At 73.5% G+C, this 21,136-nt stretch carries 16 protein-coding genes; 3 read left to right on the forward strand and 13 right to left on the reverse strand.

Annotated features, from left to right (window positions below; translation table 11 throughout):
• Positions 1–33: 33 nt before the first annotated feature.
• From nudC to DI005_RS34545, 3 genes are read right to left on the reverse strand one after another with little or no spacing between them, the layout of a single operon-like run.
• Positions 34–1,035: an NAD(+) diphosphatase gene (nudC, locus tag DI005_RS34535; RefSeq protein WP_113644871.1), complete on the reverse strand. Its 1,002-nt coding sequence runs from the start codon at positions 1,033–1,035 to the stop codon at positions 34–36.
• Entirely contained in the window at positions 1,032–2,414 is a 1,383-nt protein-coding gene (locus DI005_RS34540; RefSeq protein ID WP_112276091.1) for a pitrilysin family protein, read from the reverse strand. The genes nudC and DI005_RS34540 overlap by 4 nt, the downstream gene beginning before the upstream one ends.
• Positions 2,411–3,697, reverse strand: a complete 1,287-nt coding sequence (locus DI005_RS34545) for a pitrilysin family protein (protein WP_112276089.1) — start codon at positions 3,695–3,697, stop codon at positions 2,411–2,413. The genes DI005_RS34540 and DI005_RS34545 overlap by 4 nt, the downstream gene beginning before the upstream one ends.
• A gap of 101 nt (positions 3,698–3,798) precedes the next feature.
• On the opposite strand from DI005_RS34545, the gene DI005_RS34550 reads away from it, so the two are divergent.
• Complete coding sequence (locus DI005_RS34550) at positions 3,799–4,605, forward strand: SDR family NAD(P)-dependent oxidoreductase (RefSeq protein WP_113644906.1); 807 nt, start codon at positions 3,799–3,801, stop codon at positions 4,603–4,605.
• Here the strand turns inward: DI005_RS34550 and DI005_RS34555 are convergent.
• Positions 4,598–5,446, reverse strand: a complete 849-nt coding sequence (locus DI005_RS34555) for an RDD family protein (RefSeq protein WP_113644872.1) — start codon at positions 5,444–5,446, stop codon at positions 4,598–4,600. The two genes, DI005_RS34550 and DI005_RS34555, sit on opposite strands and share 8 nt — an antisense overlap.
• Positions 5,447–5,498: 52 nt before the next feature.
• Between DI005_RS34555 and DI005_RS34560 the strand changes: the two genes are divergently transcribed.
• Positions 5,499–6,506: a stage II sporulation protein M gene (locus tag DI005_RS34560; protein ID WP_113644873.1), complete on the forward strand. Its 1,008-nt coding sequence runs from the start codon at positions 5,499–5,501 to the stop codon at positions 6,504–6,506.
• Between the two features lie 282 nt (positions 6,507–6,788).
• Here DI005_RS34560 and DI005_RS34565 read toward each other — a convergent pair whose 3' ends face one another.
• From DI005_RS34565 to DI005_RS34585, 5 genes are read right to left on the reverse strand one after another with little or no spacing between them, the layout of a single operon-like run.
• The gene (locus tag DI005_RS34565) at positions 6,789–8,084 is read right to left on the reverse strand and encodes a DUF58 domain-containing protein (RefSeq protein WP_113644874.1); all 1,296 of its coding nucleotides are present in this window, start codon (positions 8,082–8,084) and stop codon (positions 6,789–6,791) included.
• Positions 8,084–9,043 carry a MoxR family ATPase gene (locus DI005_RS34570; protein WP_112276081.1) on the reverse strand — a complete coding sequence of 320 codons (960 nt, stop codon included), beginning with the start codon at positions 9,041–9,043 and terminating at the stop codon, positions 8,084–8,086. Before DI005_RS34570 ends, DI005_RS34565 begins: the two co-directional genes overlap by 1 nt.
• The gene (locus tag DI005_RS34575; RefSeq protein ID WP_113644875.1) at positions 9,040–10,119 is read right to left on the reverse strand and encodes a DUF4350 domain-containing protein; all 1,080 of its coding nucleotides are present in this window, start codon (positions 10,117–10,119) and stop codon (positions 9,040–9,042) included. Before DI005_RS34575 ends, DI005_RS34570 begins: the two co-directional genes overlap by 4 nt.
• Positions 10,116–10,742 carry a DUF4129 domain-containing protein gene (locus DI005_RS34580; RefSeq protein WP_113644876.1) on the reverse strand — a complete coding sequence of 209 codons (627 nt, stop codon included), beginning with the start codon at positions 10,740–10,742 and terminating at the stop codon, positions 10,116–10,118. Before DI005_RS34580 ends, DI005_RS34575 begins: the two co-directional genes overlap by 4 nt.
• Positions 10,739–11,695: a hypothetical protein gene (locus DI005_RS34585; RefSeq protein ID WP_112276074.1), complete on the reverse strand. Its 957-nt coding sequence runs from the start codon at positions 11,693–11,695 to the stop codon at positions 10,739–10,741. The genes DI005_RS34580 and DI005_RS34585 overlap by 4 nt, the downstream gene beginning before the upstream one ends.
• 130 nt (positions 11,696–11,825) lie before the next feature.
• Between DI005_RS34585 and DI005_RS34590 the strand changes: the two genes are divergently transcribed.
• Entirely contained in the window at positions 11,826–12,920 is a 1,095-nt protein-coding gene (locus DI005_RS34590; protein WP_113644877.1) for a neutral zinc metallopeptidase, read from the forward strand.
• 108 nt (positions 12,921–13,028) lie between these two features.
• On the opposite strand, the gene DI005_RS34595 is transcribed toward DI005_RS34590, so the two are convergent.
• From DI005_RS34595 to DI005_RS34610, 4 genes are all read right to left on the reverse strand, one after another.
• Positions 13,029–13,469: a hypothetical protein gene (locus DI005_RS34595; protein WP_112276070.1), complete on the reverse strand. Its 441-nt coding sequence runs from the start codon at positions 13,467–13,469 to the stop codon at positions 13,029–13,031.
• Between the two features lie 107 nt (positions 13,470–13,576).
• The gene (locus tag DI005_RS34600; RefSeq protein ID WP_112276210.1) at positions 13,577–14,581 is read right to left on the reverse strand and encodes a TrkA family potassium uptake protein; all 1,005 of its coding nucleotides are present in this window, start codon (positions 14,579–14,581) and stop codon (positions 13,577–13,579) included.
• Positions 14,582–14,659: 78 nt separating this feature from the next.
• Positions 14,660–17,863 (reverse strand): ATP-dependent DNA helicase, encoded by a 3,204-nt coding sequence (locus tag DI005_RS34605; protein ID WP_113644878.1) that lies wholly within the window; start codon positions 17,861–17,863, stop codon positions 14,660–14,662.
• Positions 17,864–17,897: 34 nt separating this feature from the next.
• Positions 17,898–21,083, reverse strand: coding sequence for an ATP-dependent DNA helicase (locus tag DI005_RS34610; protein ID WP_233520424.1), 3,186 nt, complete (start codon positions 21,081–21,083; stop codon positions 17,898–17,900).
• Between the last annotated feature and the right edge of the window lie 53 nt (positions 21,084–21,136).

The raw sequence follows: 21,136 nt of genomic DNA on the forward strand, positions 1-21,136 counted from the left end.
TCCTCCGCCCGAATGCGGCGAGACTACTGGACGCTACGCCTCCGCCCGCGCCCACGCCCTGAGCATCACGTGCGCGATCGACGAGTTGCCCGGCAGCAGCAGCTGCTCGTTCTCGCCCCGGAACGCGGCGCGGACCGCTTCCCTGGGCACCCACCGCGCGTCCTCGATCTCCCCGTCGGCGGGGCTCAGCGCGGCACCGGCGTCGGCGCGCGCCGCGAAGCCGAGCATGATCGAGCGCGGAAACGGCCACGGCTGGCTGCCGAGGTAGCGGATGTCCCGGACCTCGACACCCGCCTCCTCGCGGATCTCCCGCTCGACGCAGCCCTCCAGCGACTCGCCCGCCTCGACGAACCCGGCGAGCACCGAGTACCGCTTCGGCGGCCAGATGGGCTGGCGGGCCAGCAGCACGTGCTGCCCGTTGACGCCGACGTCGTCGTGGACGAGGCAGATCACGGCGGGGTCGGTGCGGGGGTACTCCTCGCGCCCGCACGAGGAGCACTGCGTCGCCCAGCCGAACTGCCGCCGCTGGGTGGCGCCGCCGCAGCGGGCGCAGAACCGGCCCCGCCAGTGCCAGTTCCGCAGCGCCTCGGCGGTGGTCAGCAACCCGGCGGAGGTGTCGTCGAGCAGCGAGCCGTGCCCGCGCAGCTCGACCCACGCCTCGCCCTCGGCCGAGGGTGCCTGCTGGCGAACGCCCCAGACGCCCTCTATGTCGATCATCTCGGCGTCCTCGGGCGGGGCTCCCGGCACGAGCCAGTAGTCCGTGTCCTGCCACTGCCCGAGGAACGCCGCCGTCTCGGGCGGCTCCTCACCGAAGCTCAGCGCCTTGCGCGTCGCGAGCGGGATGCCGCCCGGCGGCAGCTCGTGCACGGCGGCCAGCGGCACCGGGGAGCGGCCGTAGCGGTCGACCACCACCACACGCGCGTCCGGCCACCGCGACAGCAGCCGTTCCGGGTCCGCCCGCAGTGTCTCATTACGGTCCACAGTGGACCTGGACAGCGCAGGCAGCGCCCCAAGCTGGAAGGGCGCACTGGTCATGACTCGGAGCTCTCCACGGTCACGCCACCGAGCGCGGTCAGCTGCGGGGCCAGCGTCTCCGCGTCGCCCACCACCACGCCGGTGAACCGGCTCGGCGCGAAGAAGTCCAGTGCCGCCTGCGCCACCTCGTCGGTGGTCACCGCTGCGACGCGGCCGGGGTGTTCGACCAGCCACTCGACCCCGAGCCCGACGGCCGCGAGGCCCAGCAGCTGGCTCGCGAGGCCCGCCTGCGACGAGGAGCCGATGAGCAGCGAGCCGACGGCGTACTGCCGCACCGACTCCACGTCGGCGTCGGTGGGTGGCACCAGGCCGAGCCTGCCCAGCTCGTACCGGGTCTCCAGCAGCGCCGCCGCGGTCACCTCGTTCGCCGTGTCGGCCTCCACCTGCACGGTCGCGTTCTGCCCGGTGAACTCGAAACCGGAGTGAGCGCTGTAGGTGTAGCCCTTGTCCTCGCGGATGTTCTCCACCAGACGCGACGAGAAGTAGCCGCCGAACACGAGGTTCGCGAGCTGCAGCGCCGGGTAACGCGGGTCGGTCCTCGGTAGCGACTGCGCCGAGAGCCGCAGCTGCGACTGCACCGCACCGGCTCTCGGCACGAGCAGCAGGTCGCCGCCTTCCAGCACGGGCAGCGCGGGCAGCTCCCTGGCCGCCTTCTCCGAGGCCCACGCGGACAGCGCCCGCTCGAGGTCACCGATCACGGCGTCGGGGTCGATGTCGCCCACGAGCACGAGCACGGAGCCACTCGGCAGCACCGCGGAGGCGTGCAGCGCGCGCACCGCCTCGGGGGTCACCCGTGCGACGTCCTCCGGCTTCGGCACCTCACGCGTGTACGGGTGGTCGCCGTAGCGGTGCCGCTGCAGCGCCTCGCGCGCGATCACGCGCGGCTGCGTGCGGGCGACGGCGAGCCGTTCGACGATGCGGTCGCCCTCCCTGCGCACCTCGTTGTCCACATAGGACGCCTCGGTGAGCACGTCGGCGAGCACGTCGAGCAGCGTGGGCAGCCCGCTCGCCAGGGAACTGGCCGACACCGAGAGGTGCTCGGGGTCCACGGCGGTGCCGAGGTCGCCGCCGATGAGCGCGAGCTCGGTGTCGATGGCGACCCGGTCGCGACGGCGGGTGCCGGTGGCGATGGTCTCGGCGAGGACCTCGGCCGTGGCCGGGTGCGACGGATCGTCGCCCGCGAACGGGATGGCCATCCGCAGTTCGACCATGGGCACGTTGGCCTTGCGCACGGCCAGCACTCGCAGGCCGTTGCCGAGCACGGTGTCGGTGTGGGCGAGGTCGGCCGCCGCGCGCTGCTCACCGAGCGGCGGCAGCGCCCTCGGCCCGGTCGCCGTACGGCCGATCTCCTCCGCGCTCCGGTGCGTCGCTGAGGTCACTGGGCGTCCCCCTCCTGAGGCTTGACGACGAGCACGGCGCGCGAGTCGGGGCGCAGGCCCTTCGCGGCCTCGGCGACCTGCTCGGGGTTGACGGCCGCGATGCGGTCGGCGACGCCGTAGGCGAGCGCCGCGTCACCGTAGAGCAGCTCGAACGCCCCGAACGCGAGGGTCCGCGAGACGAGCCGGTCGTGCTCGGAGTGCAGGTTGGCGCTCCACCGCGCCGTCACCTTCGCGAGCTCCTGCTCGTCGGGTGGCGTGCTGGCGAGCGCGTCGAGCTCCTCGTCGAGGGCGCCCAGCACACGGTCGGCGGTGACGTCGGGCGCGTGGATGGCCGTGACCGAGAACGTGTCGGGGTCGCGCGCCTCGAACGGTCCGAACAGGCCCGCGCCCGCGTTGATGTCGGTGACCAGCGGCTCGCGGTGCACCAGCCGCTGCTGCAGCCGGGAGCCGTCGCCGTCCGCGAGCACCCCGGCGAGCACGAGGTGGGCCAGGTAGCCGTCGAGCTCGTTGACCGGGTCCGGCATCCGGTAGCCGACCGCCAGCGCCGGCAGGGGCGCGTGCGGGTCGGTGTGGGTGTCGCGCAGCTCCGTGGTGGGCCTCGGCTCGGCGAACGACGGCCGGTGCGGCATCGGCCGCGCGGGCACGTCGCCGAAGTGCTTGTCGATCAGCTCACGCGCGCGGTCCACCTCGAAGTCGCCCGCGACCGTCAGCACCGCGTTGGCGGGCGCGTAGTAGGTGTCGAAGAAGGCCGCGCAGTCTTCGAGCGAGGCCTGTTCGAGGTCGGTGAAGTCGCCGTACCCGTTGTGGGCGTTGGGGAAGGTCGAGTAGAGCACCGGGGGCAGGAGGATCCACGGGAACCCGCCGTAGGGCCGGTTCAGCACGTTGAGGCGGATCTCCTCCTTGACCACGTCGATCTGGTTGGCCAGGTTGTCCCGCGTCAGCTTCGGCGCCCGCATGCGATCGGCCTCGAGGAAGAGGGCCCGCTCCAGCGCGGCGGACGGCAGCACCTCGAAGTAGTCCGTGTAGTCCGGGTGGGTGGAGCCGTTGAACGTTCCACCGCTGCCCTGGATGTGCCGGAAGTGCGCGAGCTTCTCGAGGCTCTCGCTGCCCTGGAACATCAGGTGCTCGAAGAGGTGCGCGAACCCGGTCCGCCCCTCCGGCTCGGACCGAAAGCCCACGTCGTAGTGCACGCTTACACCGACGACCGGCGCGGTCCGGTCGGGCGCGAGCACGACCCGCAGGCCGTTGTCGAGGGTAAGTCTGTATAGCTCGGGTGCGGCCATGCTCACACCCTACGGGAGCGGTGCCACTCGGCGGCCCGGCCCGGACTGGGTAGTGTCGAGGTCATTGTGGTGACTGTCACTTCGCACCGATGGGCGAGCACATGAGACCACTCCGCGAACAGACCATCCTCATCACCGGCGCCACCGACGGTCTCGGCCGCCGCCTCGCCACCGAGCTGGCCGGGCAGGGCGCCCGCGTGATCGCACACGGCCGCGACCCCGGCAAGCTGATGGCGCTCCGCGACGAGGTGGGCACCGAAACGGCGAGGGCCGACCTGGCCGAACTGCGCCAGGTCGAGCGGCTCGCCGAGGAGCTGACCCAGCGGTACGACCGCATCGACGTGCTGGTGAACAACGCCGGTGTCGGCTTCGGCTCCGACCCGGCGCTTCGCGAGGAGAGCGCCGACGGCATCGAGCTGCGGTTCGCCGTGAACTACCTCGCCGGCTACCACCTCACGCACAAGCTGCTCCCACTGCTCTACGCGCCGGCGCGGATCGTCAACGTGGCGTCGGCGGGCCAGGAGGAGATCGACTTCGCCGACCCGCTGCTGCACGAGGACTACGACGGCGTCCGCGCCTACCGGCAGAGCAAGCTCGCGCAGGTCATGTTCACCATCGACCTCGCAGAGGAGCTGCGCGGCACCGGGATCACCGTGAACGCGCTCCACCCGGCGACGTTCATGGACACCACGATGGTCCGCGAGACCGGCACCACGCCGCACAGCAGCATCGACGAGGGTGCCGCCGCGACGCTGCGGCTCATCACCGCGCCGGAGCTGGGCGGGGTGAGCGGGCACTACTTCAACGGCCTGCGGCCCGCACACCCGCACCGGCAGGCCGAGGACCTGAAGGCTCGCGAGAGCCTGCGCCTGCTCAGCGACGAGCTGATCGCCGCCGCGCTCAGCTAGGCGGCGTGAACGGCGACTCCCCCGGCGAGTCCGAAGTGGACGGCCGTGGCGGCTCGGCGGGCTGCTGCTGCGGCCTTGGTGCGGCCGAGAGCCGGGCGTAGTCGCGGGCCTGACGCTCGGCGAGGACGGCGGAGAGGTAAGCCCAGGCAGGCGTGTACGGCGGCACCGGGGCGCCGACGTGCTCCGCGACCTCGGCGGCCAGCTCGGCGCCGATGCGGTCGCGGGCGCCCTGGTTCAGCTCGTGATAGCGGCCGAGGTACTGACGTGCCTGCAGGGCCAGCACGTCGGGCAGGCGTGTGAGGTCGAGCTGGGCAGCCCAGTGCGCGAGCGCGGGCGGCATCATGAAGCCCGCGCTGCGCGACTCCGGCACCCGCTCCCTGATCACGACCGTGCCTGCGAGGTAGTCACCCACCCGCTTGCCCTTCGCCGAGGCCAGCGAGGTCAGGAATCCGACGAAGCTCCAGGCGCCGAACGGCCCGAAGTCCACGAGCGCGCCCGCGAGCGCGCGGATGAGCGCGTGCCGGAAGCGGATCGGGCCGCCGTCGTCGCGCACGACGCGCAGGCCGAGCGCGGCCTTGCCGAGCGTGCGGCCCCTGGTGAGCGTCTCGCAGACCGCGGGGTAGCCGACGAGCACGAGCACCTGCACGGTGGTGACGATCGCGACCACGAGCGCGGTGTCCTCGGGCACGGCCGTGAGCGCGAACACGAGGAGCACCAGCAGCAGCGAAGCCACCTGCACGAGGAGGTCGACGCCGTAGCTCAGCGCGCGGCTGGCCGAGCGCGCCAGCCGCAGGTCGAGCACGACGGCGTCACCGGTGACGAGATCGGGTTCCCGCTGCACACGACCAGTATCGTTTGCCCACAGGGGCCAACGGATCGGCAGGGGTGTTCGCGTGGATCTGGATGTGTTCGTCGCCGCGCACAACGCCGAGTGGGACCGGCTGGCCGAGCTGGTCTCCCGCGGCTCGCGGCTGCGGGGCACCGAGGCCGACGAGCTGGTGCGGCTCTACCAGCGCACCGCCACTCACCTGTCGATCCTGCGCTCGACCGCGCCCGACCCCGCTCTGCTGGCGCGGTTGTCGGCGCTGGTGGCGAAGGGCCGCTCCGCGGTGACGGCCACCCACAACCCCGCCTGGCGCGAGGTCGGGCTGTTCTTCTCGCGCCGATTCCCCGCGGCGGTGTACTCCAGCCGCGCGTGGTGGGGAGCGACGGCGGCGGTGTTCGTGCTGGTCACCGGAGTGCTCTCGGCGTGGGTCGCCGGTGACGAGCGGGTGCGGGCGACCATCGCAGCGCCCGAGGAGATCCGCGCGATGACGCAGCCGGGCGGCGCCTACGAGAGCTACTACTCCAGCGGGCCCGCGGGTTCGTTCGCGGCGCAGGTGTGGACCAACAACGCGCAGGTGGCCGCGGCGTGCCTGCTGCTCGGCGTGCTGCTGTGCGTCCCGGTGGTGCTGGTCCTGTGGCTGAACGCCCTGAACCTGGGCGTCGGCATCGGGCTCATGGCGTCGGCGGGCCGCGGCGAGTTCTTCCTCGGCCTGCTCGCCCCGCACGGGCTGCTGGAGCTGACGGCGGTGTTCGTGGCCGCGGGCGCGGGGCTGCGGCTCGGGTGGACGGTGATCGACCCAGGAGGCAGGCCCAGGTCGGTGGCGCTCGCCGAGACGGGGCGCGCCGTGGGCGCGATCGCGCTCGGCCTGGTGTGCGTGCTGCTGGTGTCCGGCGTGATCGAGGCGTTCGTGACGCCATCGGGCCTGCCGACGTGGGCCAGGGTGGGCATCGGCTGCCTCGCCGAGGCCGCGTTCCTCGCCTACGTGTTCGTGTTCGGTAGGCGCGCGGCGGCCGAGGGCGAGACGGGCGACGTGGACGCCCGGCACGCCGGGGACACGCTGCCCTCGGCCGGGTAGCGACGCGCGACCGGGTAGCCCCGCGGCCGGGTACCGACACGACCGGATAACCGCGCGGCCGGGTAGCCCCGCGATCGGATGGCCCCGCGGCCGGGTACCGACACAACCGGATGGCCCGGGTACCGACGTGACTGGGTAGCGACGCGCGGCCGGGCCGCAGCCACGAGCCCATTCGCGGCGGCATTCTCCTCGAGAAAGCCCCGCGACGCCGCGAGCATCTGGGAGCAAGCGAGCTTTGCTCCCGTTTTCCGGCAGTAAAGCTCCCTCGCTCACCCACGGCGGTCAGAGCCGGCCTGCCGCCTTGAGGTCGAGGTAGCGGTCGGCGAGCGCGGGCGGCAGCCGGTCCGGGACGGCGTCCACCACCTCGGCGCCGTGGCGGGCGAGCAGCGCGGTGACGTGTGCGCGCTCCGCGAGCGTGCGTTCCGCCGCGGCGGCTCCGTACACGGCGTCGGCGTCACCCCGCCCGCGCGCCAGTTGGGCGACGGCGGGATCGGCGACGGCGGCGACCAGCAGCCGATGCCGCGCGGTGAGGGACGGCAGCACCGGCAGCAAGCCCTCCTCCAGTGGCGCCGGGTCGAGCCCGGTCAGCAGCACCACGAGCGAACGGCGCCGCGTCCGCCGCAGGACCTCGCCGACGAGCCCTCGCGCGTCGGACTCCACGAGCTCCGGTTCCAGCGGAGCCATCGCCGTCACCAGCGATGGCAGCAGCTGCGCGGCGGCGACCCCCTGCACGCTCGCCCGGACCCCGCGGTCGTAGGCGAGCAGGTCCACGCGGTCGCCCGCGCGCGAGGCCAGCGCGGCGAGCAGCAACGCCGCGTCCATCGCCGCGTCGAGCCGGGTGCCGTCACCGATCCGGCCCGCCGCCGTGCGCCCGGTGTCGAGCACGAGCAGCACGTGCCGGTCGCGCTCGGGCCGCCACGTGCGCACCATGACGTCCGCGGCCCTGGCCGTGGCCCGCCAGTCGATGGAGCGGACGTCGTCGCCGAGGACGTACTCCCGGAGCGAGTCGAACTCGGTGCCCTGCCCGCGCACGTGCGCGGCGCTGCGGCCGTCGAGCCTGCGCAGCCGGTCGAGCCTGCCGGGCAGATGCCGTCGGCTGTGGAACGGCGGCAGCGCGCGCACCGCCCACGGCACCTCGTGCGAGCCCTGCCGCGCGGCGAGCCCGAGCGGGCCGACGGCGCGCACGGTGACGCGGTGCGCGAGGCGGTCGCCGCGCCGGGTGGGCCGCAGAACGGTCGTCACCGTCCGGGCCTTCCCCGGTGGCACGGCGACGCGGTGACGGTCGGTCTCGGCGCCAGCGCTCGGCTGCCACGCGTCACGCAGCACACCACGCACGGTGCGCCTGCCGGGGTTGGTCACGCGCAGGCGGACCTCCGCCCGCTCCCCGAGTCGCACCGACGTCGCGCCGTCGCGCGAGAACGTCAACGCCCGCACGCTGCCCGCGAACAGCAGGTCGGCGACCACACCGGCGAGAATCACCGCGCACACCGCGAGCACCCCGGCGAGCGTCGGCGCGAGCAGCGCCACGACGAGCGCGCCGGCGAGTGCCAGCAGTGGGGTGCGTGCGGTGAGCGCCATCAGCGGGGCACCGGGACGGTCGCGAGCAGGCGGTCGAGCAGGCCGTCGGCCGTCGCGCCCTCCAGCTCGGCCTCCGGCCGCAGCTCGACGCGGTGCCGCAGCGCGGGACGGGCGAGCGTCTTGACGTCGTCGGGGGTCACGTAAGCGCGGCCGGAGAGCCACGCCCACGCCCTCGCGACCGACAGCAGCGCGGTGGCCCCTCGCGGCGAGACGCCCAGCCGCACCGCGGGTGCCTCGCGGGTGGCGCGGCACAGGTCGACGACATAGCCCGTCACCTCGGGGCCGACGGTCACCTCGCGCACCGCCGCCCGCGCGGCGGCGAGCTCGCCCGCGCCCGCGACGGGCCGCACCCCGGCACCGGCGAGATCGCGTGGGTCGAAGCCCTCGGCGTGCCTGGTCAGCACCGCGATCTCGTCCTCTCTGGACGGTGCGGGCATCGTGAGCTTGAGCAGGAACCGGTCGAGCTGCGCCTCCGGCAGCGGGTAGGTGCCCTCGTACTCGACGGGGTTCTGCGTGGCGATCACCACGAACACCTCGGGCAGCTTCCGGGGCTCGCCGTCGACGGAGACCTGCCGCTCCTCCATCGCCTCCAGCAGCGCCGACTGGGTCTTCGGCGGCGTCCGGTTGATCTCGTCCGCCAGCAGGAGGTTGGTGAACACCGGGCCCTCGCGGAAGGAGAACTCGGCGGTGTGCGGGTCGTAGACGAGCGAGCCCGTGACGTCGCCGGGCATGAGGTCGGGGGTGAACTGCACGCGCGTGGTGCGCAGGTCGAGCGCCGCTGCCAGCGTGCGCACGAGCAGCGTCTTCGCCACGCCGGGCACGCCTTCGAGCAGGACGTGTCCCCGGCACAACAGCGCGAGGATCAGTCCGGTGACGGCGGCGTCGTTGCCGACGATCGCCTTGGCGACCTCGGAGCGCAGCGCGATGAGCGACTGCCGGGCGTCGTTCGATGCGGTCACAGGCGAACCTCGTTCTCGAGTGCGTCCAGTTCGTCGGCGAGCCGCACGAGGGCGGCGTCGTCGGCAGGGGGCGGACCGTACAGCAGCGCTGCGGTGTCGCGGCCGGTCCGTGCCGCGATCGCCGCCACGACGGCGGCCGGTTCGGCGTCGCAGGGCAGGCCCAGCGCGGACAGCAGCCGCTCGATGCTCGCGCGGCGCAGTGCCTCCGCGGCGTGGTCGGCGGCACCGCCCCTGCGGTAGAGGCGCGCCCTGCCCTCGACGGTCTCGGCCGCGCGCACCACCACCGGCAGCGGCTCGCTGACGACGGGGCCGAGCCTGCGGGCACGCCACAGCGCGAGCAGCACCGCGGCGACCCCCACCTGCGCGGCGCCGAACACCCAGGCGTCCGGCAGCAGGTCCGTCAGCGCCTCCTCGCCGCGCAGCGCGGGGTCGCCGGGCGAGGGCAGGTACCAGACGAGCCGCTCGTGCCCGCCGAGCACGCGCAGGGCCAGCGCGGCGTTGCCCTCCTCGTCGAGCCGGGCGTTGGTGAGCGGGGCCGGCCCGCCAAGCACGGTCACGGCCCCGTCGGTCGCCAACGCGCCGTCGTAGCACGTGAGCACCGCGGCGTAGTCGGTGCCGCCGAGCGTCACACCCCCTGCGGCGACGGCGGCGGGCAGCGCACAGCCGGGCCGCCGGACCTCCTCGGCGAGCGGTCCGACCTCGGCGATCCCCGGCGCGACCGCGTCGAGCGTGGCCTGGGAGGGCGCGAGCAGCACCACCGAGGCCGCCTCACGGGTCAGCGTCCGGAGCGTGCCGGGGTCGACCAGGTCGGGCCGGGTCACGAACAGCGTCGCACCGCGCGCGTCCAGGCCCCGGCTGGAGTGGCGGGCCTCCACGGTCACACCCTGTGCGCCGAGCAGCCTCGCCACGGCGCGGCTGCCGTCCTCGGTCGCCGACTCCGGGTCGAGCGCGCCGCCGTCGCCGCTGCGCGACAGGCTCAGCACCACGGCGGTGGCGAGCACCGCGAAGACGATCACGAGCGGCGCTCTCGCGGCCCGCCACACGCGTGCGGCGTCGGGTGAGACCGAGGTGCTCACCGGGCCACCGTCCTGCGCTCGCGCACGGCGGCCTCGAGCGCGGCGAGACGTTCGACGCCCTCGGCCGTGGCCGCGCTCCCGCCGTAATGCACCTGATCGAACAGCACGGCCGCGGCTCTCAGCTCGCCGGCCGAGCCGGGCAGCAGAGCCCCGGCCTCAGCGGCGACCTCGGCGGCGGTGCGCCCGGAACGCTCGTCGAGCACCCCGCCTTCCTCCAGCCCACGCACGATCGCGCGGAACCACTCGCGCACAGCCTCGGCGTGCTCGCCGTCCGCCCGCGCCCGTTCGGCCGCGAGCCGGTGGGCGGCGGCCGTGCGGACCGGACCGGAGAACACCTCGGCCCGGCGCGCCCGCCGCCGTCGCACGATCTTGCCCGTGCGCAGGCGGACCACGGCAGCGAGCACGACGAGCAGCACCAGGAACAGCACCAGCCCCGCCACGCCGCCGGGCGCCCCGTCGAGGGCGCCGAAGAAGTCCGCGAGCAGGTCGGCGACCCAGTCGACGACGCGCTCGACCGGACCGGGCCGCGCCTCCTGGTACACCCGGTCGGCCAGCTCATCGCGAGCGGCCCGCTGGGCCTCGTCGCGACCGACGTCGACCGGGACGTCGGCGAGTCCGATCATTCGCCGCCGGCCGCGCGCGCCAGCTCCCTGTCGAGTCCCTCGCGGCGCATGCGCTGGTCGATGTAGAGCAGCGCGGTGACACCTGCCGCGAACGGCACCGTGATGGTCTGCGCGATCGCCCTGCCCAGCTCACCGATCAGCAGGTCGCCGGTCGAGGCGCCCTGACCTATGTCGGCGCCGCCCGCGAACCCGAACGGGATCTGGATGATGAAGCTGATCACGAACGTGATGATCAGGGCTACGAGCAGGATGCCGAACACTCGCCACCACGAGCCGCGCACCAGGGCCGTGGAGCGGCCGAGCGACCTGCCGACCTTGCCCCGCTCCAGCACCAGCGCGGGCGTGGCCAGGCTCAGGAACACGTAGGCCACGATGCCGGGGACGATGAAGAGCACCGTGCCGACCGCGACGATCAGCGCTACCAGCAGGGTGAGCCCGAGCAGCGGCAGCAGGCGCGGCCGCAGCTCCTCCCACGCCTCGGCGAAGGTGATCGGCTGGCCCAGCACGGCCTTGCCGACCACGACCATCAGCAGACCGGTGAGGAAGGTCTGCGTCACCATGGTCACGATCAGGATCACGGCGTTGACCGGCAGGGTCTGGCGCAGGGCCTCCCACAGCGCGTCGAGCTGCTCCTCCTGCGTCGCGTTCGGGCTGAGCATGACCTGCTCGACCGAGCCGAGCAGCCACATGTCGGCCAGGAGGAAGAGCACCGCGCTGATCAGGGCGACGACAGCCGAGGAGCCGAACACGATGCCCGCGTACTTGCGCATCGTGCCGATCGCGCCGTCCAGTATCTCGCCGAGCGCGAGGGGCCGGAGCGGGATCACGCCAGGCTGCCCCTGCGATCCGCCGCCCGCGCGGGGGTTCTGCGGATACTGGGGGTACTGCGGGTACTGCGCGCGGCGGGGCTCGTCGCCGGAGTCCGGCGAGGACCAGCCACTGGGATCTGTCATTGAGCAATCCTCGCATTTCGTAGGAACCACGCACGTCGTCGGTGCCGCCCAGATTAGGCAAGCCGCACCCCGGTGGCTCACCCGCTCGTTATGCTGAGCCGGAAATCGATCTAGGCGTCGGGACGAGCACATGACACAACCGCCGCAGGGCCCCTACGGTCCCCAGTGGCCGCAAGGACCACAGGGGCCGCAGCAGCCCCCGGCTCCGCATCCGTACGGGCAGGCCGGGTACGGGTACCCGGGCTACCCGCCGCGGAAGCCACGCGGTCCCCTCATCGTGGCGTCCATCGGCGGTGCCACTCTGCTCGTGCTGAGCCTGATCGTCGTCTTCACCCTGACGAACGGCCGGGACAACGAGCCGTCGGCCGACGGCGGCTACACCAACAACGCCGCCACAAGCACGGTCGAGTCGACCACCACGACGGCGTCGAGCACCACCTCGACCACCACCGAGAGCAGCGAGACGTCCACCGAGTCCAGCACCTCGGAGGTCGAGCAGGGGCCGAGGAAGATCCTCGCGCTCGCCGACCACCCGATCCTGCAGGACCCCGACGCCGGCCTGCAGAACCTCGCGTGCCACCTCCCCGCGTGGGAGAGCAACCCCGCGGCCGCGGAGGCGTTCTTCACCGCCGCGGCGGGCTGCCTCGACGCGGCGTGGGGACCGTTCCTCGAGTACTACAACCTGCCGTTCGTGTCGCCGACGCTGCACTTCCCCTCGGGCGGCGGCTTCGACACCCCGTGCGGCACGATCGAGGTGGGCATCGCCACGGCCGCCTACTACTGCGAGAACAACCTGTACGTGCCCTTCGCGGGGCTGCAGACCGAGCAGTACGGCAACAACCCCGGCGTGTACCTGGCGCTGTTCGCCCACGAGTACGGCCACCACGTGCAGGAGGTGGCGGGGATCATGGACGCCGCGTGGGAGGAGATCTACGCGGCGGGCCAGAACAGCCCGGCGGGACTGGAGATGTCACGGCGCAAGGAGCTGCAGGCCCAGTGCTTCTCGGGCATGTTCATGGGCGCGCACGTCGACCGTGGCGGCACGATCACGAGGGACATGTACGACAAGGCGTGGTACGACCAGGAGACCCGCGGCGACGACACGTCCGGCACCCAGGACCACGGCAGCAACCAGAACTACGCGGCATGGTGGCGGGCCGGCGCCTACGACAACCGCATCGTCGACTGCAACACCTTCGCGGCCAGCAGCGCCGACGTAGCCTGACCAGCCAACCCCAGTCAGCCCCAGCCAACCGCAGTGAAGGCCACCTTGCCTGCGTTGAACGCAGTGATGGTGGCCTTCACTGCGGTTGGGCAGAGTGGCCGGTTTGCGTCAGAGGACCGCGGCCGGGCGGCGGGGGCCCCGGGCGAGGAGGAAGGCGTAGGTGCCGCCCCCCGCGCAGCTCAGCACCAGCAGCGCGAGCCCGACGGGGCGCCGCAGGTCACTGCTGCCCACCGCGGCGTTGGCGAGCTGCACGTCGATCAGCCCTTCGGCCGCCGCGTGGGGCACCGCGATCTCGATCCGCTCGTCCTGGTTGTGCCCGCAGCCGCTGAGGGTGCCGTTGCGGGTGACGCCGTCCAGCTCGAAACGCACGGTCTCCTCGGCGTTCGGCCTGGTGCAGTCGGCAGGCAGCGTGACAGTGGCCTCGACGGTACGCGTGTCGGCGACCTCAGCGGTGCCGAACAGCGAGGGACCCGCCCACCAGGCGGCGAGAACGATGAGAATGCCAGTGGCGGCGGAGACGCCGAGGACCTTCCACGTCAGCGGCGGCATCGGCCGCCCGGATCCATTCGCTCGCTGCCACACGCGGCCAATCGTTCCAGATCATCGAACCGAATCACAGAAAGTGCAGTGCTCCCAACATCACACGACCGGGCACCTCAGCGCGCCGCGTGCTTCGCGGGTGTGACCTTGCGGACGTACAGCAGCCGGTCGCCCCGCTCGATGGCGTCGACCTCGGGCGAGTCCACGCGGTAGAGGCTGCCGTCCCGCACCACTCCGAGCACGATGTCGGGCAGGTGCCGGGGCGAGCCGCCCTCCTCCGACGGCTCCACGGGCCGCTCCGCGATCGCCAGCCCCGTCTCCGGGGTGAGCAGGTCCTCGACCATGTCGACCACGAGCGGCGTGCGCGTCGCGATGCCGAGCAGCCTGCCCGCGGTCTCACTCGACACCACCACCTGGTCGGCACCGGACTGCTTGAGCAGGTGGACGTTCTCCGCCTCCCGCACCGAGGCCAGGATTCTGGACTTCGGGGCCAGCTCCCGCGCGGTGAGCGTCACCAGCACGGCCGTGTCGTCGCGGTTCGGGGCGACCACGATCGCGCGCGCCCGCTGCGCACCGGCCACCCGCAGCACGTCCGAGCGGGTCGCCGACCCGTGCACGGTGATGAGCCCGAGCGCGCTGGCCGCGTCGAGCGCCGCCTGGTCGGTGTCCACCACCACGATCTGGCTCGGCTCGGCGTCTTCCTCGGCGAGCAGGGAGTTGACCGCCGACCGGCCCTTCGTGCCGAAGCCGACGACCACCACATGGTCCCGCACCCTGTGCCTCCACTTCTGGATCCTCAGCGCCTGCCGCGAACGCTCGGTCAGCACCTCCAGTGTGGTACCGACCAGGACGATCAGGAACATCACCCGCAACGGGGTGATCACCACGATGTTGATCAGCCTGGCGAAGTCGGTCACCGGCGTGATGTCACCGTACCCGGTGGTCGACAGCGAGACGGTCGCGTAATAGAAGCAGTCCAGGAACGACAGGCCGTCCTCGTTGGCGTCGCTGTAGCCGTCCCGGCCGATGTACACGATCAACACGGCCGCGAACAGGAACAGAAATGCCCCGATGATCCGCCGCCCGATCGAGCGGAGCGGGCTGACCTTCGTCTCCGGCATGCGGATGACGCCGACGAGCGCGTGACCGGGCTGGTCGGACAGCGGCTGCCGGATGAGGCGCTTGATCACGCGCGAACCTTAACCGCTTCCCGGGACTCCGCGCAGTAGCTCGCGCAACCCGTCCGCGTCGAGCAGATCCACCGGCCGCACCGTCCGGTCGGGCCGCACGTAGTGGAACGCGGCCCGAACCTTCTCCAGAGGGGCGCCCGACAGGCCCGCCCACGCCAGCCGGTACGCCGCGAGCTGCACCGACAGGGCGGGCAGCTTGCCGTCCTCCGGCACCGTGCCCGTCTTCCAGTCCACGACGGTCCAGCCGCCGTCGTCGTCGGCGAACACGGCGTCCATCCGCCCGCGCACGGTGACCCCGTCGATGTCGGTGGAGAACGGCACCTCCACCTCGTGAGGCGTGCGGTGCGCCCACGCGCTTCGCTCGAACGCCTCCTGCAGCGCCTCCAGCTCGGCGTCACTCGCCTCGCCGAAGTCGGCGGCGCCGGGCAGGTCCTCCAACTCCAGGAGCCGCTCCCCGGCGAACCGCCGCTCCAGCCAGCCGTGGAAGGCGGTGCCCCTGCGGGCGAAGGCGTTGGGCGGGAACGGCAGCGGCCTGCGCAGCCTGCGCGCGAGCGCCTCGGGCTCGCCGGCGAGTTCCACGAGCTGACTCACCGAGAGCTGACCCGGCAGGGTCACCTGGTCGCCGTCGCCCGACGCGCGCTCCCGTTCCGCGAGCAGCACGTCGGTGTCGGCGATCCACCCGTCCGGATCGTCGTCCGCGATGGGCAGGTCCAGCTCCTCCAGTGCGGCGAGCACCAGGTCGGCGCCCTCACGCACGGCCGCGCGCCGTTCGCCCAGTGGGTCCACCGGCCAGCTCGCGGAGCGCGACGCCGTCACCAGCGGGTTGTCCTCGTCCTCGCCGGGCGGCTCGGCCCAGTGCACGACCGTGCCGACGCCTTCCTCCGCTCTGAGCACGTCGGCGATCTCGGTGAGGAACTCCGAGGGCCCCTTCGGCCGCGCGCTGCTCTCGTTCCACCAGTGGCCGGAGGCGAGCAGGCAGTGCTCGGCCCTGGTCAGCGCGACGTAGCAGAGCCGCCGCTCCTCCTCGGCGTGCCGCGCGGCGAACCGCTCCTCGTGGTCGGCGCAGGCGTCGAGCACCTCCTTGCGGTTCTCGTCGCCGTGCAGCCGAAGCTCGGGCAGGTCCTGTGCGTCGCCACGCAGCGCGGCGGGCAGCTCGGGCACGGTCCGCAACCACGACGACGAGCGCCGTTTGCCGGGGAAGGTGTCCTGCACCAGGTGCGGCACCGCCACGACCCGCCACTCCAGGCCCTTCGCGGAGTGCGCGGTGAGCACCTGCACGCGGTCGGCCACCACCTCGACCTCACCGGGCGGCAGACCGTCCTCCGCGTGCTCCGCCGTCGCGAGGTAGTCCACAAAGGACAAGAGGGTGCCGGTGGGCGCGTGCTCGGCGTACTCGGTGACCACGTCGGCGAACGCGTCCAGGTGCGCACGCCCCGCGCTGCCCGGCCTCGCCAGCGCCTCGACGTCGAGCAGCATCGTGCGCTCGACGTCGGCCACCAGCTCCGGCAGCGGCTGGTCGAGTCTGCGCCGCAGCGCCCAGAGTTCCCTGCTGAGCCTGCGAATCCGGGCGTAGCCCTCCTCGGAGTAGCGGGCCGGGTCGCCGGGGTCGTCGATCGCGTCCACCAGCCCGGCCTGCTCGGCGCGCTCGGCGACGAGCACGTCGTCGTCGGCCGACAGCTCTCCCGCCCGCCGCCACAGCGCGCCGAGGTCGGCGGCCGCGAGCCGCCAGCGCGCGCCGGTGAGCAACCGGGCGGCGGCGGTGCCCGACAACGGCTCGGCCAGCACCCGCAGGGTCGCGACGAGGTCGGCCACCTCGGGCTCGTCGAGCAGCCCGCCGAGACCGACGACCTCCACCGGCAGCCCCCGCGCCCGCAGTGCCGCGGCGACCGGGGCCATGTCGGCCCTCCTGCGCACGAGCACCGCGGCCGTGGGCGGCGTGCCCGTCTCCTCGCGCTCGGCGAACCACACCGAGGCCAGCTCGCCGGCGAGCCAGTCGCGTTCGGCCCGAACGTCGGGCAGCAGCGCGCACCGCACGTCGGCGGGGCCGGCGCCGTCGCGGGCCCGCAGGCGCTGCACGCCGAGGCCCTGCGCGCGCAAGGGCTCGGCGACGGCGTTGGCGAGTGTGAGCACCTCGGGCGGGTTGCGGAAGCTTGTCAGCATCCCGTACTCGCGCGCGGGCAGCAGACCTTCCTTGCCGCGCCGGGGGAAGTCCGTGGTGAAGCGGGGCAGGTTGGCCGCGCTCGCCCCGCGCCAGCCGTAGATCGCCTGCGCGGGGTCGCCGACGGCCGTCACCGGCATCGGGTCCGTGCCGCCGAACAGCGACCGCAGCAGCACACGCTGGGCGTGCCCGGTGTCCTGGTACTCGTCGAGCAACACCGCGCCGTAGCGATCGCGCTCCCCCGCGACGACCTCGGGCTGCGACTCGGCGAGCGTGGCCGCGAGCGACATCTGGTCGGCGAAGTCGAGTGCGCCGTCGGCGCGTTTGCGCTGCTCGTACGCCTCGATCAGCGGCAGCAGCTCGAGCCGGAACCGTTGGGCCACCAAAATGTCGTTGAGCGCGACCGGCAACGCCTCCCGCTGCCCCTTGGCCCTCGGCGCGTTCTCGACGATCCGGCAGAGCCATGCCGTGTAGGCCCGCAGCTGCTCCGGGTCCACCAGGTGCTCCCCCAGCTCCCCGGCGAGGCCGAGCAGCTGCGCGGTGACCGATGGCGGCACGCGGTCGGTGTCCAGGTCACTGTCCCACGTGGACACCACGCGGTGCGCGAGCTGCCACGACGCCGTCTCCGACAGCATGCGCACGCCGGGCTGCACGGGCAGCCGCAGCCCGTGCTCGCCGAGCAGGCGGCCCGCGTAGGCGTGGTAGGTGAGCACGGTGGGCTCGCCGGTGAGCACGGCCATTCGCCGCTCGCCGCCGGGATCGAGCCGGTCGAGCAGGCCGGACCCGGCGAGGCGGCGCAGGCGGGCGCGCACGCGGTCGGCGAGCTGCCGCGCGGCCTTGCGCGTGAACGTCAGCCCCAGCACGCGTTCCGGCGTCACGAGACCGTTGGCGACGAGCCACACGACGCGCGCCGCCATCGTCTCGGTCTTGCCCGCACCGGCACCCGCGACCACGAGCGCGGGCTCGGCGGGCGACGCGATCACGGCGGCCTGCTCGGGCGTGGGCGGATGCAGGCCGAGCGCGTGGGCGATCTCGGCGGGATCCACGAGGCTCATGGCGCCTCCGCGGGAGAAAGCACGTCGGCGCGCCTCATGGCCCGGTCACCTGCCTGCCCTCGGGCCGCAGCGGGCACGACGAACGGCCGGGGCAGCGGTCGCAGTCCGCGTTCTCCTGCGCCGCGTACTCCGGACCAGCCGTCGCCGCGGCGGCCTGGCGCACCAGCTCGAGCCACTGCCTGCCGCCGTCCTCGTCGAGCGGCGGCTGCGAGCGCTGGGAGGCGCCGGTCTTGTTGTGCGCCTTGGCGACGTAGACGAGCTTCGCACCGCCCGTGGTGCCGCCGTGCTCCGCGAACGCGCCCAGCAGCAGCGCCAGCTGGTAGGCAGCGAGCTGCGGGTGCTTCTCCGCGTCGGCGGCGCTCACCGGCGTCTTGCTGGTCTTGACATCGATGATCACGGGCCTGCCCTGGTTGTCGACCTCCAACCGGTCGACGCGGCCCGCGAGCTTGACCCGCAGCTCGTCGGCACCCGCGGGCAGCTCCACCTCCATGTCCTGCTCCACCGCGAGCTGGGTCAGCTCGCCCCGGCTGTTGCGGAGCCAGGCCAGGAAGTTCTGCACCATCTGCTCGACACGGCGGCGTTCCCGCCGCGAGAACCACGGCGCTCCCGCGTCGACCTTGGCCCACGCGGCGTCCAGCTCCGCCTTGAGCTGCTCGTCGTCGGCACCGCTCGCCGCGGCCTGCGCGAGCGCGTGCACGAGCGTGCCCGTGACGGCGGCCAGCTGCGCCGGATCGCTGCCGCCGTGCCGCTCGAGCAGCCAGCGCAGCGGGCACTTCGCAAGCACGTCCACAGTGGACGGTGAGACGCGGATGAGCGCGTCGGCTGGCCGCAGCGGCTCCTCCGTGCTCGGCCCGTGCAGGCCGTACCACTGGTCCGGATGGGCGCCGGGCACCCCGGCGCGCGCGAGCCGGGCGAGCTGCCGGACGGCGATCTCCCGCCTGCGCGGCTCGGCGTCGGAGTCGCAGGCCACGGACCGCAGCTCGCCGACCAGTTCGGAGAGCACGAGCGAGCGCTCGCGCGTGTAGCGGCGGACGTCGGGACCAGGGTCGTCGCCGCCCTCGTCGATCAGCTCGTCCACGAACCGCGACGGCTGCTCGTCCTCCCCCTGCACGGCACTGACCAGCAGCACGCGGCTCGCCCGGCTCGCCGCGACGTAGAAGAGCCTGCGCTCCTCGGCCAGTAGCGGCGCCGTCGCCGAGAGAAGCTCACCATCCACACCGGACAGCAGATCGACGAGCCGCTCGACGCCCAGCAGTGTGCCCCGCAGGCGCAGGTCCGGCCAGCTGCCCTCCTGCGCGCCGACGACGGCGACGACCGTCCACTCCCGACCGGCGGCACCGTGCGCCGTGAGCAGGGAGACACCCTTGCCCCGCGCGGCCGTCGGCGCCAGGCTGTCGCCCGCGATGTGCTGCGAGGTCAGATACTCGGCGAATCCGGCGACGCTCGCCTTGGGCAGCCTGTCGACATAGCGACCCGCGGCGTGGAAGAGGGCAACGACGGCGTCCAGGTCGCGGTCGGCCTGCGCGGCGAGCGAACCGCCACGCGCGATCTGACGGAGCAGCCTGCCCTCCAGCTTGCTGGCCTGCCACACCTGCCACAGCACGTCCTCCACGCCGAGTCCCCTGCTCACGCAGTCGCGCGCGGTGGCGAGCAGCCCCCCGACACGGCGCACCGGCGCGGCCTCGGCGTCGGCGAGTCCGGCGAGAATGTCGTTGTCCCGCAACGCCTCCACGAGCAGCTCGTCACTGGAGCGCTCCCCGCCCGCGGCCAGCTCCAGCCTGCGCAGCCCCCGGCGCAGGCGGCGCAGCGCGAGCGGGTCGGCCCCGCCGAGTGGCGAGGAGAGCAGCATCTCGGCGACGTCGACGTCGAGCGCGTCGGGCTCGGTGGCCAGGCGCAGCACCGCCAGCAGCGGGCGCACCCCCGGCTGGCGGGCGAGCGGCAGCTCCTCGGTGGCCGAGGCGATCGGCACACCCGCAGCGCCGAGCGCGCGCTGCAGCACGGGGAACGAGCGCGACGGCGAGCGGACGAGCACGGCCATCTCCGACCACGGGATCTCGTCGATCAGGTGCGCGCGCCGCAGCTGGTCGGCCACCCAGCTCGCCTCCGCGGCCGGGGTCGGCAGCAGCTTGGCGCGCACCACGCCCTCGTCGTCGCTCGCGGGCTGCACCGGGCGGCGCGCGCCCGGCAGGTTCGCGGCCACGCGCGAGACGGCGGCGTGCACCTCCTCGGTCATCCGGTGGCTGCGGGTGAGCGTGATCGTGCGGTCGCCGTCGTCGTCGAGTCCGGCGAGCAGACGTGGATCTGCGCCGCGGAACGAGAACACGGACTGGTCGGGGTCCCCTGCGACCACGAAGTCGTCGGCCGCGCCGCCGAGCAGCCGCACGAGCCGGAACTGCAGCGGATCGAGATGCTGGGCATCGTCCACGAAGAGGTACCGGATGCGCCGCTGCTCGCGGGCCAGCAGCTCGGGGTCGCCCTCCAGTTCCACGAGCGCGCTCGCCACCAGCTCGGCGGCGTCCAGCGCGGGCGCGCCGGGCTGGCCGAGCGCGTTGCCTCCCGAGCCGAGCAGGAGTGTGACCTCCTCGTACTGCCGCCAGAACGTCCCGGCCGCGACCCACGCCTCACGCTGGTGCTGGCGGCCGAGCTTGACCAGGTCCTCCGGGCCGAGGCCGCGTTCGGCGGCGCGCAGCAGGAGGTCCCGCAGCTCCTCGGCGAAGCCGGGCACGAGCAGGGCGGGGCGCAGGGTCTCTGGCCAGTAGCCGGCGCCGCGTTCGAGGTCACCCGCGAGCAGCTCACGCACCACGACGTCCTGCTCGGGACCGGAGAGCAGGCGCGGCGCGGGAAGGTCCTGGAGCCCGGCCTGCAGGCGCAGCACCGCGAAGGCGTAGGAGTGCACGGTGCGCACGAGCGGCTCGCGGATCGTGCGGCCGCTGTGCTCGGGATCGGCGGTGAGCCTGCGGGTGATGTCGGCGCGGACGGCGTCGGCCGCGCGGCGCGAAGCCGTGAGCACGAGCAGGCTCTCGGGGTCGGCGCCGTTCCGGACGCGTTCGGCGGCGACCGTGGCGAGCAGCGTGGTCTTGCCGGTGCCGGGGCCGCCGAGCACCCGCCGGAAGCCCGAGGGGGCCTCGATGAGCCCGGCCGCGCCGCCCTCCCACACCTGTGGCCGGGGAGGCTGAGCCGGCGAGCGCACGAGCCTCGCGTTCAGTCCACTCCTGCTCACGATCTGATGGAACCACGCCGGACCGACGAAACCGCACAGCGCCACGGCAGATC

The sequence above is a fragment of the Prauserella sp. PE36 genome (assembly GCF_003311655.1).
Taxonomy (GTDB): domain Bacteria; phylum Actinomycetota; class Actinomycetes; order Mycobacteriales; family Pseudonocardiaceae; genus Prauserella_A; species Prauserella_A endophytica.